The 14,760-nt window shown below is 68.7% G+C and carries 10 protein-coding genes and 1 pseudogene; 10 read left to right on the forward strand and 1 reads right to left on the reverse strand.

Annotated features, from left to right (window positions below; all coding sequences use genetic code 11):
• The 5 genes and pseudogenes from ACHAAJ_RS13315 to ndk form a co-directional block, all read left to right on the forward strand.
• Positions 1 to 625 (forward strand): annotated as a pseudogene (locus ACHAAJ_RS13315) (pyridine nucleotide-disulfide oxidoreductase); the annotation flags it as partial.
• 319 nt (positions 626 to 944) lie between these two features.
• Positions 945 to 4,250: an isoleucine--tRNA ligase gene (gene ileS, locus ACHAAJ_RS13320; RefSeq protein ID WP_435728676.1), complete on the forward strand. Its 3,306-nt coding sequence runs from the start codon at positions 945 to 947 to the stop codon at positions 4,248 to 4,250.
• On the forward strand, positions 4,247 to 5,605 hold the full coding sequence (locus ACHAAJ_RS13325) for a bifunctional folylpolyglutamate synthase/dihydrofolate synthase (RefSeq protein ID WP_435728677.1): 1,359 nt from the start codon (positions 4,247 to 4,249) through the stop codon (positions 5,603 to 5,605). Before ileS ends, ACHAAJ_RS13325 begins: the two co-directional genes overlap by 4 nt.
• A gap of 4 nt (positions 5,606 to 5,609) precedes the next feature.
• Entirely contained in the window at positions 5,610 to 6,089 is a 480-nt protein-coding gene (locus tag ACHAAJ_RS13330) for a DUF4233 domain-containing protein (protein ID WP_435728678.1), read from the forward strand.
• Positions 6,090 to 6,139: 50 nt separating this feature from the next.
• A complete protein-coding gene (gene ndk, locus ACHAAJ_RS13335) occupies positions 6,140 to 6,556 on the forward strand; it encodes a nucleoside-diphosphate kinase (RefSeq protein WP_435728679.1) in 417 nt (138 codons plus the stop codon).
• A gap of 67 nt (positions 6,557 to 6,623) precedes the next feature.
• On the opposite strand, the gene ACHAAJ_RS13340 is transcribed toward ndk, so the two are convergent.
• Entirely contained in the window at positions 6,624 to 7,214 is a 591-nt protein-coding gene (locus ACHAAJ_RS13340) for a vitamin K epoxide reductase family protein (protein WP_435728680.1), read from the reverse strand.
• A 413-nt stretch (positions 7,215 to 7,627) separates the two neighbouring features.
• Here ACHAAJ_RS13340 and ACHAAJ_RS13345 point away from each other — a divergent pair, with 413 nt between their 5' ends.
• From ACHAAJ_RS13345 to proB, 5 genes are all read left to right on the forward strand, one after another.
• On the forward strand, positions 7,628 to 11,071 hold the full coding sequence (locus ACHAAJ_RS13345; RefSeq protein WP_435728681.1) for an Rne/Rng family ribonuclease: 3,444 nt from the start codon (positions 7,628 to 7,630) through the stop codon (positions 11,069 to 11,071).
• 198 nt (positions 11,072 to 11,269) lie between these two features.
• Complete coding sequence (gene rplU / locus ACHAAJ_RS13350; RefSeq protein ID WP_373970569.1) at positions 11,270 to 11,578, forward strand: 50S ribosomal protein L21; 309 nt, start codon at positions 11,270 to 11,272, stop codon at positions 11,576 to 11,578.
• 46 nt (positions 11,579 to 11,624) lie between these two features.
• Positions 11,625 to 11,879 (forward strand): 50S ribosomal protein L27, encoded by a 255-nt coding sequence (gene rpmA, locus ACHAAJ_RS13355; protein ID WP_435728682.1) that lies wholly within the window; start codon positions 11,625 to 11,627, stop codon positions 11,877 to 11,879.
• Positions 11,880 to 12,017: 138 nt separating this feature from the next.
• Positions 12,018 to 13,586 carry a GTPase ObgE gene (gene obgE / locus ACHAAJ_RS13360; protein WP_435728683.1) on the forward strand — a complete coding sequence of 523 codons (1,569 nt, stop codon included), beginning with the start codon at positions 12,018 to 12,020 and terminating at the stop codon, positions 13,584 to 13,586.
• Positions 13,587 to 13,588: 2 nt separating this feature from the next.
• The gene (gene proB / locus ACHAAJ_RS13365; RefSeq protein ID WP_435728684.1) at positions 13,589 to 14,728 is read left to right on the forward strand and encodes a glutamate 5-kinase; all 1,140 of its coding nucleotides are present in this window, start codon (positions 13,589 to 13,591) and stop codon (positions 14,726 to 14,728) included.
• Positions 14,729 to 14,760 lie beyond the last annotated feature (32 nt).

Consider the following 14,760-nt stretch of genomic DNA (forward strand, 5'->3'; position numbering starts at 1 on the left):
CGCGTCCCGCCGCCTGCACCTGCACTTCCTGCACAATCCCATCGAGGTCCTGGGGGAGGACGGCAAGGTCTCCGGCATGCGCTTCGAGCGCCAGGAGCTCGACGGCTCGGGCAACGTCCGCGGAACCGGCGAGATCCTGGACTACCCGTTCCAGGCCGTCTACCGCGCCATCGGATACTTCGGGTCGGCGGTGGAGGACGTCGAATACGACGGCCGAACCGGCACGATCCCGAACGCCGGGGGCCGCGTCCTTGGCGCCGACGGTGTGCACGTGCCCGGGATCTACGCCACGGGTTGGATCAAGCGCGGCCCGGTCGGCCTCATCGGCCACACCAAGGGCGATGCGCTCGAGACCGTTACCCACCTGCTGTCCGATCTGGCAGAGCTGCCGCTCGCCACGGATCCGGCCACGGACGCCGTCGTCGCGCTCTTGGAATCAAAGGGCATCGAATACACCACCTGGGACGGTTGGCTCGCGCTCGACGAGCACGAAAAGCAGCTCGGCGCGGACGCCGCCCCCGCGCCCACGGCCAAAGGACCGGTGGTCCGCGAACGCGTAAAGGTCGTCGAGCGCGGCGCGATGGTCTCCGTCTCGCGCGGCGCCACCGCCGACAGCCGGGCCTGACGCCGAACCCCGGGCAGCGGATCCGGCGGGTCGCGTCATCCGCCGGATCCGTTAGACTGGACGCCATCGGCTTAGACCCGGCCATCACCGGCGAGCCTCCGGAAGAAAAGGCGCATCGTCCACCGGACGCCGCGTCCCAGTAGAACCGGACGGGTATGCCCGTCACAGCAGTCAAGGAGCGGCCGCGCACCGGGATTTCCCGGGGCGCGAGCAAGCGGGGTGGTACCGCGCGGACCGGCGACCGACAGCCGGGACACGTCCCCGCATCGAGTACACGCAGCGTCCCCCGGGACGCCGACCGATGCCAGGACTGCCGCAGATGACCAAGTACCCCAAGGCTTCCACCGATCCGCAGGCCACCACGGCCGCCTCGCCCCGCTTCCCCGAGATCGAGGAGCGCGTCCTGGGGTATTGGGCCGCGGACGCGACGTTCCAGGCGTCGATCGACCAGCGCGAGGCCGGCGACAACGAGTTCGTCTTCTACGACGGCCCGCCCTTCGCCAACGGCCTGCCGCACTACGGGCACCTGCTCACCGGCTACGTCAAGGACCTGGTGGCGCGCTACCAGACCCAACGCGGCCACAAGGTGGAGCGGCGCTTCGGCTGGGACACCCACGGTCTGCCGGCGGAGCTGGAGGCCATGAAACAGCTCGGCATGACGGACAAGCAGCAGATCGAGGCCATGGGCATCGACAAGTTCAACGACGCCTGCCGCTCCTCCGTCATGAAGTACGCCGACGAATGGCAGGAGTACGTGACCCGCCAGGCGCGCTGGGTGGACTTCGAGAACGACTACAAGACGCTCAACGTCGAGTACATGGAATCGGTCATCTGGGCCTTCAAGGAACTCCACACCAAGGGACTCACGTACCAGGGCTTCCGCGTCCTTCCGTATTGCTGGAAGGACGAGACGCCGCTGTCCAACCACGAACTGCGCATGGACGACGACGTCTACAAGAGCCGGCAGGACCAGACGGTCACCGTCACGTTCCCCCTTCGGGCGGGGGAGTCCGACGTCTCGCGTGAGCTGGCCGGAGTCCTCGCGCTGGCGTGGACGACGACACCCTGGACGCTGCCCACGAACGCGGCACTCGCCGTCGGACCCGACGTCGAATACTCCGTGGTGCCCATCGGTCCGGACGGCGTCAAGGCCTCGGCCACGGAGTTCGACGCCGGAGCGCGCTTCCTGATCGCCAAGGACCTCGTCGGCAACTACGCGAAGGACCTCGGCTATGCGGACGCCGGGGCAGCCGCCGCCGCGGTCACGTCCACCCACACGGGCTCTACCCTGGCCGGCATCGCGTACGAGCCCCTCTGGGACACGTTCGCGGAAGACGAAATGTACGGGATGGAGAATGCCTACCAAATCCTCGTGGCGGACTACGTCACGACCACCGACGGCACGGGAATCGTCCACCAGGCACCCGCCTACGGCGAGGACGACCAGGCCGTCTGCGAGGCCAACGGCATCCCCGTGGTCCTGTCGGTCGACGAGGGCGCGCGCTTCCTCCCGATGTTCGCGGGCGGGCCGCTGGACTCGATCGTGGGCGTGCAGGTCTTCGACGCCAACAAGACCATCACGAACGTGCTGCGTGCCGACGGCCGGCTGGTCCGCCAAGCCAGCTACGAACACAGCTACCCGCACTGCTGGCGCTGCCGCAACCCGTTGATCTACCGCGCCGTCTCCTCCTGGTACGTGCAGGTCACCGCCATCAAGGACCGCATGGTCGAACTCAACCAGGGAATCAACTGGATCCCGGGCAACGTCAAGGACGGCCAGTTCGGCAAGTGGCTCTCCAACGCACGCGACTGGTCCATCAGCCGCAACCGCTACTGGGGATCTCCGATCCCCGTCTGGGAGTCCGACAATCCCGAATTCCCGCGTCGCGACGTCTATGGATCGCTCGCGGAGATCAAGGCGGACTTCGGCCGCCTGCCGCTGAACGACGCCGGTGAGGTCGACCTGCACCGCCCGTTCATCGACGACCTCGTGCGGCCCAACCCCGACGACCCCACCGGCCAATCCACGATGCGCCGCGTCGAGGACGTCCTGGACGTCTGGTTCGACTCCGGATCGATGCCGTACGCGCAGGTCCACTACCCCATGGAGAACAAGGGCTGGTTCGAGTCGCACAACCCGGCGGACTTCATCGTCGAGTACATCGGGCAGACGCGCGGCTGGTTCTACACCATGCATGTGCTGTCCACCGCGCTGTTCGACCGCCCCGCGTTCACGAACGTCATCAGCCATGGGATCGTGCTGGGTTCCGACGGCCAGAAGATGTCCAAGTCGCTGCGGAACTACCCGGACGTCAACGAGGTCCTGGACCGCGACGGCTCCGACGCCATGCGGTGGTTCCTGATGGCCTCGCCGATCCTGCGCGGTGGCAACCTGGTGGTCACCGAGCAGGGCATCCGCGAGGGCGTTCGGCAGGTGCTGCTTCCGATGTGGAACGTCTGGCACTTCTTCAGCCTCTACACCAACGCCGCGTCCAACGGCTCGGGATACGAGGCGAAGGCCCGCTACGAGTCGACCGATCCGCTGGACCGCTACATGCTCGCCGCCACCGGGGACCTCGTTCGCGAGGCCACCACCGCGTTGGACGCGTACGACATCTCCGACGCGTGCGACGCCGTCCGCCGTTACATGGACACGTTGACCAACTGGTACGTGCGCCGTTCCCGCCAGCGCTTCTTCGAGGAGGACGGGCAGGCGTTCGACGTCCTGTACACCTGTCTGGAAACGCTGTGCCGCGTCGCGGCCCCGCTGTTGCCGCTGGCCACCGAGGAAATCTGGCGCGGTCTCACGGCCGGCCGATCCGTGCACCTCGCGGACTGGCCGGACGCCTCCGTGTTCCCGCGCAACGAGGAACTGGTTGAGCGCATGGAGCTCACCCGCCGGGTCTGCTCCGTGGGCTCGTCCCTGCGCAAGGGCGCGAGCCTCCGCGTGCGCCTGCCGCTGGGCGGGATGACCGTGGTCGCCGAGGGAGCCCGGGACCTGGAGGGAACCTTCGCGTCCATCATCGCGGACGAACTGAACCTGCGCTCGGTCACCTTCCTGGACGCGAAAGAGGCCGACGCCGGCGAATTCGGCATCAGCCAGAGGCTCGTCGTCAACGCCCGCGCGGCCGGACCGCGGCTCGGCAAGGGCGTACAGCAGGCCATCAAGGGATCGAAGTCCGGCGACTGGTCGGTTGACGCCGACGGCGCGGTCGTCTCCGGCGGGCTGGCCCTCGAGCCCCACGAGTACAGCCTCGAGACGGTCGTCGAACAATCGACCGACGGCGCGTCGATCGCGGCGGCCGTTCTGTCCGGCGGCGGCTTCGTGGTGTTGGACACCCAGGTCACCGACGAGCTCGCGGCCGAGGGGCTGGCGCGCGACATGGTGCGCAGCATCCAGCAGGCGCGCAAGGACGCGGACCTTGCGGTCAGCGACCGGATCCGCACGGTCATCCACGCCGACGCCGCAACCGTCGCGGCGCTGCACGCCAACGCGAATCTCATCAAGACGGAAACACTGACCGTGGGACTGGTGCTCGAGGAAATCTCCGGCCCCGTGCGCATCGACTTGGAAACCGTCGCGGCCGCCGAGGCCGCACTCACCGGATTGGATACCAACAAGTGACCAACATCGACGAATTTTCCGTGGAGAGCGTCTACGCGGAACTCCTGGGAAGGGCACCGGAGAACAAGATCGAACCCCGCATGGAACCGATGTTCCGTGTGATGGAGATCCTCGGTGAGCCGAACAAGGCGTTTCCGATCATCCACGTCACCGGGACCAACGGAAAGACGTCCACCGCGCGGATCCTCGAATCGCTGCTGCTCGCCCACGGCCTGCGGACGGGCCGATACACCAGCCCGCACCTCTCGAAGGTCACGGAGCGGATCAGCATCGACGGCGAACCGGTCGACGACGAGACCTTCGTGCGCATCTGGGACGAGATCCGCCCCTACCTGCGGATCGTGGACGGGGAGTTGGAGGCACGCGGCGAAAACCGGCTCACGTATTTCGAGGCGGTGACCGTGCTCGCCTTCGCCGTCTTCGCGGACACCCCGGTGGACGTCGCCGTGATCGAGGTGGGTCTCGGCGGCATCACCGACGCGACCAACGTCGGCGACGGCCAAGTGGCCGTCGTGACCCCCATCTCCCTGGACCACACGGAGCTGCTGGGAGACAGGGTCGAGGACATCGCCGCCGAGAAATCCGGCATCGTCAAGCCCGGCGGATTCCTCGTCAGCTCCGCGCAGCCGCCGGCCGCCGCGCAGGTGCTCCTCGAAGCAGCGCGTGGCAAGGACGTCCCCTTCCGATTCGAGGGCGTCGAATTCGGCGTCGAGGAGCGCACGCTTGCCGTGGGGGGTCAGCTTCTCGCCATCCGCGGACTGGCCGGGCGCTATGCCGACCTGCAACTGCCGCTGCACGGCGCCCATCAGGCGCAAAACGCCGCCGTCGCGGTCGCCGCTTTGGAGGCGTTCCTCGGTGGAGGCGAGAAGCCGTTGGACATCGAGCTGGTCCGCGAGGGCTTCGCGAACGCCGCCTCGCCCGGCCGGCTCGAGGTCGTGCGCACCGCACCGACCGCGATCGTCGACGCCGGCCACAACCCGGAGGGGCTGCGCGTGAGCGCGGAGGCGGTCAAGGAGGCCTTTGGCTTCAGCAAGCTGGTCCTCGTGGTGGGCATCCTGCGCGACAAGGACGCGCCGGCGATGCTCGCCGAACTGCGCGCCCAGTACGGCGAGCTGGTCGAGGACATCTGCCTGACCCAGTCGACGTCGCCGCGGGCGATCCCCGCGGGGGAACTGGGGGAGATGGCCATCGAGGCCGGATTCCCGGAGGGCGACCTGTACGTCACGGAGCGGCTCGACGACGCCCTGGAGTGGGCAGTCGGCCGCGCCGAGGCCACCGAGGACTTCGGCGGCGGAATCCTGGTCACCGGCTCCATCACCGTGGTGGCCGAGGCCCGAACACTGTTGGGGAGCTAGCGGCATGGCACGCATGACCAGGGCACAGCGCGAATGGCGGCCCGGGCAGAAGAGGAAACGGCGCTCGATCCGGGTGATGTTCGCCTCGACCGTCCTGACGCTCGAGGCCTTCGTGGTGCTGTTCGCGACGCTCGGCGTGTTCGGCCTGTACCGGGACCGTTTCGCCCCGGCGCTGACCCTCTCGGCCGGCGTCGGACTGGCGGTCGTCTGCATCCTCACGTGCGCGCTGCTGCGGCGGCCGTTGGGCTACTGGATCGGCTGGGCGATCCAGATCGTCCTCATCATGGCGGGATTCGTCGAGCCGCTGATGTTCGTCGTGGGCATCCTTTTCGCGTGCACCTGGTGGTACGCGGTCGCCAAGGGACGATCGATGGACCTCGAGAATGCCCGACGCGACCGCGAGCAGGAGCGCTGGGAGGCACGGAACACCGGTCCGGCGGACGGCTCCGCGCCGCCAGCGGGCGGTCGCCCCGTCGCAGACTAGACTTGAATCCGCACACCTTCCCGACCACACACCACCGAAGGAGCACACCCTTGTCCACTGAACGGACCCTGGTTCTCATCAAGCCCGACGGCGTCAAGCGCCAGCTCACCGGCACCATCCTGGCCCGCATCGAGGCCAAGGGCTACGGCCTCGTGGGGCTCAAGCAGGTTTCGGCCACCCGCGAGCTGCTCGAGGCCCACTACGAGGAGCACGTCGGCAAGCCGTTCTACGAGCCGCTGGTCGAGTTCATGCTCTCCGGACCGCTTGTCGCCGCCGTCTTCGAGGGCGACCGTGTCATCGAGGGCTTCCGCTCCCTGGCCGGCACCACCGACCCGACCACCGCGGCCCCCGGCACCATCCGCGGCGATCTCGGCCGCGACTGGGGCCTGAAGGTGCAGCAGAACCTGGTCCACGGTTCGGACTCCGCCGAATCCGCGGCCCGCGAGATCGGCATCTGGTTCGCCTAACGACAACAGAGAGGGAACGACGCCGGTGCGCACCGGCGTCGTTCCCTCTCTTTATGCGCGGGCGAACCTAGCCGACGAAGACGTTCATGAAACGGAAGAAAACGGACGCCGCGCACAGCACGAGAAGCAATGCGACCACGACCCAGGACCACTCCCGGGCCGCGCGGCGCAATCCGGTCCCCGCGGGCAGCACGCCGGCGTCGATGTTGCGGGCCGTGGTGTAGACGAACAGCGGCACCACCATGGCCCAGACCACCATGCAGTAGAGGCACAGGATGTTGATGTCGTACAGCGCTTGGGACCAGAGCCACACGCAGAACACGAACGCGAGCGTGATGCCGGCCTGGAACGCGATCCACCACCACGCGGCCAGGCGCGCGCCCGCCAGCAGGGCCGCGCCGGTGGTCACGACCACCGCGAACCCCGCGATGCCGATCAAGGGGTTGGGGAATCCGAACAGCGACGCCTGCCACGACTCCATCACCCGGCCGCAGGACACCCACGGGTTGATGTCGCAACTGGTGACGTGCCCGGGGTTCCGATAGAGCGCCAGGCGTTCCAGAACCAGAACGGCCGAGGCGATCCACGCCACGGTGCCGGCGAGGAGGAGCAACGTGCCGAATCCCCGGCTCGTCTCCGTGTTCTCCGGCTGTGGCACATGGACTCCTCGGTGGGGCCGGCGGTCGGGCCGGACGGTGGTTGCTCACGATGATTCTAGGCCGCTTCCGCGGCGCGCTTCGCCCGGTGTGAGAAGATGAAAGCGGTCGGTCGAGGATCCACAGTCCCCGTCCGGCCCAGCGACAGGCTTCCCAGCCCGCGGGCGATGGATCATTTCACGGTGCCGGAACACGGCATCGCTTGAAGACCGCCGACGGTCGCCGCAACGTAAAGCGGCTTGCCGGGAAAAGCGCCGCTGGTCCACCGGGACGTCCGCACCCCTCAATGACGGTGCACCTCGGCGGATAGCACACTGACTTCCGGGAACGGGATGGCCGCAAGGCTCCGTTCCCGAACTGAGCACCCGGCGGGCCCTGCTGTGGAGGAACTCCCCGGGTAGGAGTATGGCCTTTCATGGAAACGACCAACGAAGAACTGAACGAAACGCCGGCTACCGCCGTCGCCGAGGACGCCCCGAAGAAGCGCGCACCGCGCAAGCGAACGGCACCCAAGAAGGCCGACGACGACGCCGGGGCGTCGGGAATCCAGATGCCCGCCGCCGAGGCAACCGCTCCCGGTGCGGTTCCTTCGTCTACGGAGGAGGGGGCACCGGGCGAGCCCGTGGTCGCCAAGCGGGCGCCCCGTCGCCGTACGGCCGCCAAGAAGCCGGTCGAGGCGGAGGGACCCGCGGCGCCTACCGCCGCCACGGATGTCCCCGCCGCCGGTGCCCCGCCTGAGGAGTCCACCGAGTCGCCGGTCAAGCCCGTCCGCCGCCGTGCGAGCCGGGCCAAGAAAACCGAGGAAGCAATCCCGGCAGCCGCCGTTGAGGCTCCGGCAGGGGAGGCCGAATCAGTTGTTGCGGTCGGCTCCGCGGAGGCCTCCGCGGAGGAGGCCGTCCCGGCCGAACCAGCACCGGCCAAGGCCACCAGGACGCGCAAGGCCCCGGTCCGGCGCACGAAGAAGTCGACCGACGAGCCTGCCGAGATGCCGGCCTCCGCCGATGCGGGCGTCCCCGCAGCCGACGCCGCCGCTTCGGGCCGCGCGGTGGAAAATGCGGGTTCCTCGTCCACGGACGCCGTCGAGGCCACCGAGCCGTCGAGTGGTGCCGCGGATCCGTTCGCGGTCCCCGAATCGCCGATGTCCCTGCTCTTCCACGCGCCGGACCTCACCGCAGTCGTGGCACCCACGCGTCCGAGGTCCGCCGAGCCCGCAGGTGCCGATGCGGCGCCCACCGAGGACGATTCGGAAGAACGCTCCGGCGGACGCCGTAGCCGCCGCGGTCGGGGACGCGCCCGGGAAGAGGGCATCGAAACGCCCGCCCCGGAGGCCCAGGACCAGGAGCAGGACGAGAACGGCACCGAGGGCGACGGCGTCGTTTCGCGCCGCCGTCGCCGCCGCCGCCGTGGCGACGCCGATCTTGAGCTGACGGGCGGACAGGACGACGATCCGCCAAACACGGTGACGCGTGTCCGCGGCCCGCGTGCGGCGGCCCCCGAGCCCGCCCCGTCCAACAAGGTGACCAGCGTCAAGGGCTCGACCCGGCTCGAGGCCAAACGCCAGCGCCGCCGCGAGTCGCGCGAGACAGGCCGCCGGCGACATGTCATCACGGAGGCGGAGTTCCTCGCCCGCCGCGAATCCGTCGACCGCCAGATGATTGTCCGCCAGCGCGAGGACCGCATCCAGATCGGCGTCCTGGAGGACGGCATCCTTGCCGAGCACTTCGTGTCCAAGACGCAGCAGGACTCCCTGATCGGCAACGTGTATGTCGGCAAGGTGCAGAACGTGCTTCCGTCCATGGAGGCGGCGTTCGTCGACATCGGGCGTGGCCGCAACGCCGTGCTCTACGCGGGCGAGGTCAACTGGGATGTGGCCGGCCTCGACGGCCAGCCGCGCCGCATCGAACACGCGCTGAAGTCCGGCGACTCCGTGCTGGTCCAGGTCACCAAGGACCCGGTGGGCCACAAGGGCGCGCGGCTGACCAGTCAGATCTCGCTTCCCGGCCGGTACCTGGTCTACGTCCCGGGCGGATCCATGACCGGCATCTCCCGCAAGCTGCCGGACGTCGAGCGCAACCGCCTCAAGAAGATCCTGAAGGACCACCTGCCGGAAAACGCCGGAGTGATCGTCCGCACGGCCGCCGAAGGCGCCAGCGAGCAAGAGCTGATGAACGACATCAACCGCCTGCGCGCCCAGTGGGAGTCCATCGAAGCCAAGTCCACGTCGACGAAGACCGCGCCTCCCGAGCTGCTCTACGGCGAGCCGGACCTGACCATCAAGGTGGTCCGCGACGTCTTCAACGAGGACTTCTCCAAGCTGATCGTCTCCGGCGAAGAGGCGTGGGACACCATCGAGGCCTACGTGACCTACGTGGCCCCGGATCTCCTGTCGCGCCTGGAGCAGTGGACGTCCGACGAGGACATCTTCACGGCGAACCGCCTCGACGAGCAGATCCACAAGGCCCTCGAACGCAAGGTGTTCCTGCCCTCGGGCGGTTCGCTGGTGATCGACCGCACCGAAGCCATGACCGTGGTCGACGTCAACACCGGCAAGTTCACGGGTAGTGGCGGGAACCTCGAGGAAACCGTCACCAAGAACAACCTGGAGGCGGCCGAGGAGATCGTCCGGCAGCTGCGGCTGCGGGACATCGGCGGCATCATCGTCATCGACTTCATCGACATGGTCCTCGAGGCCAACCGGGACCTGGTGCTCCGCCGCATGGTCGAGTGCCTCGGCCGCGACCGAACCAAGCACCAGGTCGCCGAAGTCACCTCGCTCGGTCTGGTGCAGATGACGCGCAAGCGCATGGGCACCGGGCTGCTGGAGGTCTTCAGCGAGAACTGCGAGGCCTGCAACGGCCGCGGGGTTGTCACGCACGAGGAGCCGGTGGAGCACCGCCGTTCCTTCCCGTCCCAGGGCGAGGCTCCCGCGGGCCCGCGCAACGACCGCGCGCCCCGGCAGGAGCGCCGCCGGCGCCGCGGCCAGGACAAGGACCAGGACACGGGTGCGGAGGTCCAGCATGCTCCGACGCCGGCGCCCGAGGACCCCGAGCGCGCGGCGAAGGCAACCGCCGCACGTGCGGCCTTCGCCTCCATCGCCGCCGCCGCGCAGGCCGCCCACGAACACGAGGCAAACCACGGCACTGAGCAGGAAGCCGCGGTGGAACCGTTGCCGTCCGCTGCGGGGACCGCGGAGCCGGTGGACGCCGGGCAGGGCGAACAGGACGAGGACCAGGTCCTGAGGATCGCCGGCGAGGAAGTTCGTCTCCCGCGCTCGCGCCGTCGGCGCCGCGCCTCCTCGCCGGAGCAGGCACCGTCGTTGACGCTCGAGTCGCTGTCCGCGGCGTTCGGGGCATCCGCCGACAGTTCGGAGGGCCACGCAGCAGGGTCGGCGCCACCGGAGTCGTCGACGCCCGCGCCTCGGGAAGAGTCGGCCGCATCCGAGCGCCCACGGCGCAACCGGCGCTCCTCGGGGAACCGTGGCGCGGCGCCGGAAACGACGCCGGAAACCAACCCGCGTCCGGCGGTGTCGGGAGTCGCGGGCCAGTCCGTCGCGCCTGTGGAGACGGAGCCGCCCGCGGTATCGGAGCCGGCCGAAGCCCGTCGGCCGTCGGTGGCCACGGAGCTCGCTCAGCCCCAAGAGCGGCCTCGTCGACCCCGGCGCAATCGCTCGGCGCGCAGTGCGCAGGGCGCGGGCGACACGCCGATCGAGAACACCTCCACGGACGGCTCACGCACGTCCGCCGCGGTCGGAAGCGCCCATGTGGCACGGCTGTCGGACGAGAACGTCGCGGCGCCGTCCGACGGAGAAGGAACGGGCCCCTTGGTGCTCGGCGTCGGCGTTCCGGCGTCGGAACTTTAGGCGTACGCTCTTGACGACTCGCCGGGGCAGCGTGTATTTGCCCCGGCGGGCCGGATTAGCGTAACCTTGATCTTCGGTGCGAACGCCAGCTAATCGGAATTTCCGCTCGGCGTGACAGCACGGCGCAAACCCGAAACCTAGTTGCGGGTGCCTTATGCGCAGTTAGAGTAATAAACGTCGAGAGAAGTGAGTACCAAAGTGGTGTACGCGATTGTCCGCGCTGGCGGCCGCCAGGAAAAAGTCTCTGTTGGAGACTTCGTTACCCTTGACCGCGTCCCCGTGGCAGCCGGCGGCACCATTGAGCTCCCGGCCCTGCTTCTGGTCGACGGCGACAAGGTGACGTCCGCAGCCAACGAGCTGGCCAAGGTCACGGTCACCGCCGAGGTTCTGGAGAACCTCCGCGGCCCGAAGATTGTCATCCAGAAGTTCAAGAACAAGACCGGCTACAAGAAGCGACAGGGATTCCGTTCCGCGCTGACGAAGGTCAAGGTCACCTCCATCGCCTAAGGCGCCGGAGAGCAGTTTCCCCCCGATTTGAAGGTAGGCACATTCAATGGCACATAAGAAGGGCGCGAGTTCCACTCGCAACGGCCGCGATTCCAACGCCCAGTACCTGGGCGTCAAGCGCTTCGGTGGACAGGTTGTCTCCGCCGGCGAGATCATCGTCCGCCAGCGCGGCACCCACTTCCACCCCGGAGCCAACGTTGGCCGTGGAGGCGACGACACCCTGTTCGCCCTCGCAGCAGGCGCTGTCGAGTTCGGCACCCGCCGCGGACGCCGCGTCGTGAACATCGTGGCCGCCGACTAGTAGTCCGGCGACAGCGAGTTTTACTAGACTGGAGGGTGGGCCGTTCGGCCCGCCCTCCTGTTGCATTTCGGCAGTACCCGCATATCGGCAACATCGCGCCGCCGCCCCGGCGGCGCACCCTAAAGAGGAGTCCCGTCAGTGGCAGCGTTCATAGACCGCGTGGTCCTTCACGTATCCGGTGGAACCGGAGGCCACGGCTGTGTCTCCATCAAGCGCGAGAAGTTCAAGCCGTTGGGCGGTCCCGACGGCGGGGCCGGCGGCAATGGCGGCGACGTGATCCTGCGTGTCGACCCGCAGACCACAACGCTGCTCGATTACCACCACCTGCCGCACCGCCATGCGAGCAACGGCGAAGGCGGCAAGGGGGACATGCGTCCCGGCAAGCACGGCGAAACACTGATCCTTCCCGTTCCCGAGGGAACGGTCGTCAAGGACCGAAGCGGAAACATCCTCGCCGACCTCGTGGGCGAGGGAACGGAGTACGTGGCCGCGTCCGGCGGGCTCGGCGGACTCGGGAACTCGGCGCTCTCCTCGCAGAAGCGCAAGGCACCCGGTTTCGCGCTCCTCGGCATCGCCGGCACCGAGGGCGACATCGTCCTTGAGCTGAAGACCGTCGCGGACATCGCGCTGGTCGGCTACCCGTCGGCGGGCAAGTCCAGCCTGATTGCGGCCATCTCCGCCGCGCGTCCCAAGATCGCGGACTACCCGTTCACCACCCTCGTTCCGAACCTCGGCGTCGTACAGGCGGGCGAAGTCCGCTTCACCGTCGCGGACGTGCCCGGCCTGATCCCGGGCGCTTCGGAGGGACGCGGCCTCGGCCACGAGTTCCTCCGCCACGTCGAGCGTTGCGCGGCGCTGGTCCACGTGCTCGACTGCGGCACCCTGGAGTCGGACCGAGATCCGATCTCGGACCTCGACACCATCCAGGCGGAGCTCGACGCCTACGAGGTGGATTCCAGCTTCGCCGGGGTCGACGGGCAGATCATTCCGCTGAACGAACGCCCGCGACTGATTGCCCTGAACAAGGTCGACATGCCCGACGGCGACGACATGGCCCGTTTCGTGCGGCCCGAACTCGAAAAACGCGGATACCGAGTCTTCGAGGTCTCGGCGCTGGACCGCACGGGACTGCGTGACTTGACGTTCGCGATGGCCGGGCTGGTCGAAGAGGCCCGAAAGCTCATCGATGCGGCCCCGCCGATCGCACCGGTTCCGGTCCTGCGTCCCCGGGCCGTGAACTCCAAGGGCTTCGACATCCGCCGCGAGGAGCGCAACCTCGAGCCGCTCTTCCGGGTACTGGGGGAGAAGCCGCTGCGTTGGGTCAAGCAGACCGACTTCACCAACGACGAGGCAGTCGGCTATCTGGCGGACCGCCTGGCCAAGCTCGGCATCGAAGAGAAGCTGTTCCGCATGGGCGCCAAGCCCGGCGACGCCGTGGTCATCGGCGACGACCGCGAGGGCGTGCTGTTCGACTGGGAGCCCACCATGGCCGCGGGCGCCGAGCTGCTCGGATCGCGGCGCGGCCACGACGTGCGCCTCGAAGAGCTCAACCGGCCCACGCGCGAGCAGAAGAAACAGGACCATCAGGACCGCAAGGACCGCCGTGCCGCGGCTCGGGACGAACTAGAGGCCGATCGCAAGGCCGGCGTCTGGACGGAGTCCGTCAACTACAAGCACCAGCAGCGTCCGCAGGCAGACGGCGAGTAGCCATGCGGGAAAACCGGAAGCCGTCCGCGGTCAGCGAGCCGGCGGACCTGGCCCGCGCGCGCCGGGTGGTGGTGAAGGTCGGCTCCTCGTCGTTGACCACCATCGGCGGAGGGATTTCGGAGGCCGCGCTGGCGTCTTTGGTCGACCGACTGGCCGCGGTCCGCAATGCGGGGACGGAACTGATCCTGGTGTCCTCCGGTGCCATCGCCGCCGGTCTGGCTCCGCTCGGCCTCGCCCGCCGGCCGCGTGACCTGGCGACGCAGCAGGCCGCCGCCAGCGTGGGCCAGGGACTGCTCATGGCACGGTACACCCAGGCTTTCGGCGCCCACGGCGTCAACGTCAGCCAGGTGCTTCTGACGGCCGACGACCTGATCCGTCGCCAGCAGTACGCCAATGCGTTCCGGGCCCTGAGCCGCCTGCTGTCCCTCGGCGTCGTGCCTGTGGTGAACGAGAACGACACGGTCGCGACCCATGAGATCCGGTTCGGGGACAACGACCGCCTCGCCGCACTCGTCGCGCACCTCGTGAAGGCCGATGCGCTGGTGCTCCTTTCGGACGTCGACGCACTCTACGACGGTCCTCCGCAGGCCGGAGCGTCACGCATTCCGCGGGTCGATTCGGCCTCCGACCTTGCCGGTGTGCGCATTGGCAGCGCCGGCAAGGCCGGCGTCGGAACGGGCGGGATGGCCACGAAGGTCGAGGCCGCCACCATGGCGGCCGAGTCCGGCATCCCGGCACTGGTCACGTCCACCGGCAACGCGGCGCGCGCCCTGGCCGGCGAGGACGTCGGCACCTGGTTCGCCTCGCGGGGCAACCGCAGGCCGGCCCGGATGCTGTGGCTCGCGCACCTCGCCAGCACGCAGGGCAGGCTGGTGCTCGACGACGGCGCCGTTGCCGCGGTTGCCTCCGGCGTCAGGTCGCTGCTGCCCGCCGGCATCACGGGCGTGGAGGGCAACTTCGAGGCCGGGGACCCCGTCGAGATCGCCGACGCCGCAGGGACCGTCGTCGCGCGCGGCCTCGTCAACTACTCGTCGGTCGAGCTGCCCGAGATGCTGGGGCGCAGCACGCGCGAATTGTCGCGGAACCTCGGCCCGCACTACGAACGGTCCGTCGTCCACATCGACGACCTCGTCCTGGTCTAAGCGCAGGCGCCGGGCCGCAACATGCGGGCACC

Source organism: Arthrobacter arnarulunnguaqae (genome assembly GCF_051262515.1).
Lineage (GTDB): Bacteria > Actinomycetota > Actinomycetes > Actinomycetales > Micrococcaceae > Arthrobacter_N.

Coding starts and splice junctions, on each gene's coding strand:
- proB (WP_435728684.1), top strand. CDS start 13,589: ATGCGGGAAAACCGGAAGCCGTCCGCGGTCAGCGAGCCGGCGGACCTG.
- ACHAAJ_RS13345 (WP_435728681.1), top strand. CDS start 7,628: ATGGAAACGACCAACGAAGAACTGAACGAAACGCCGGCTACCGCCGTC.
- rpmA (WP_435728682.1), top strand. CDS start 11,625: ATGGCACATAAGAAGGGCGCGAGTTCCACTCGCAACGGCCGCGATTCC.
- ACHAAJ_RS13330 (WP_435728678.1), top strand. CDS start 5,610: ATGGCACGCATGACCAGGGCACAGCGCGAATGGCGGCCCGGGCAGAAG.
- ileS (WP_435728676.1), top strand. CDS start 945: ATGACCAAGTACCCCAAGGCTTCCACCGATCCGCAGGCCACCACGGCC.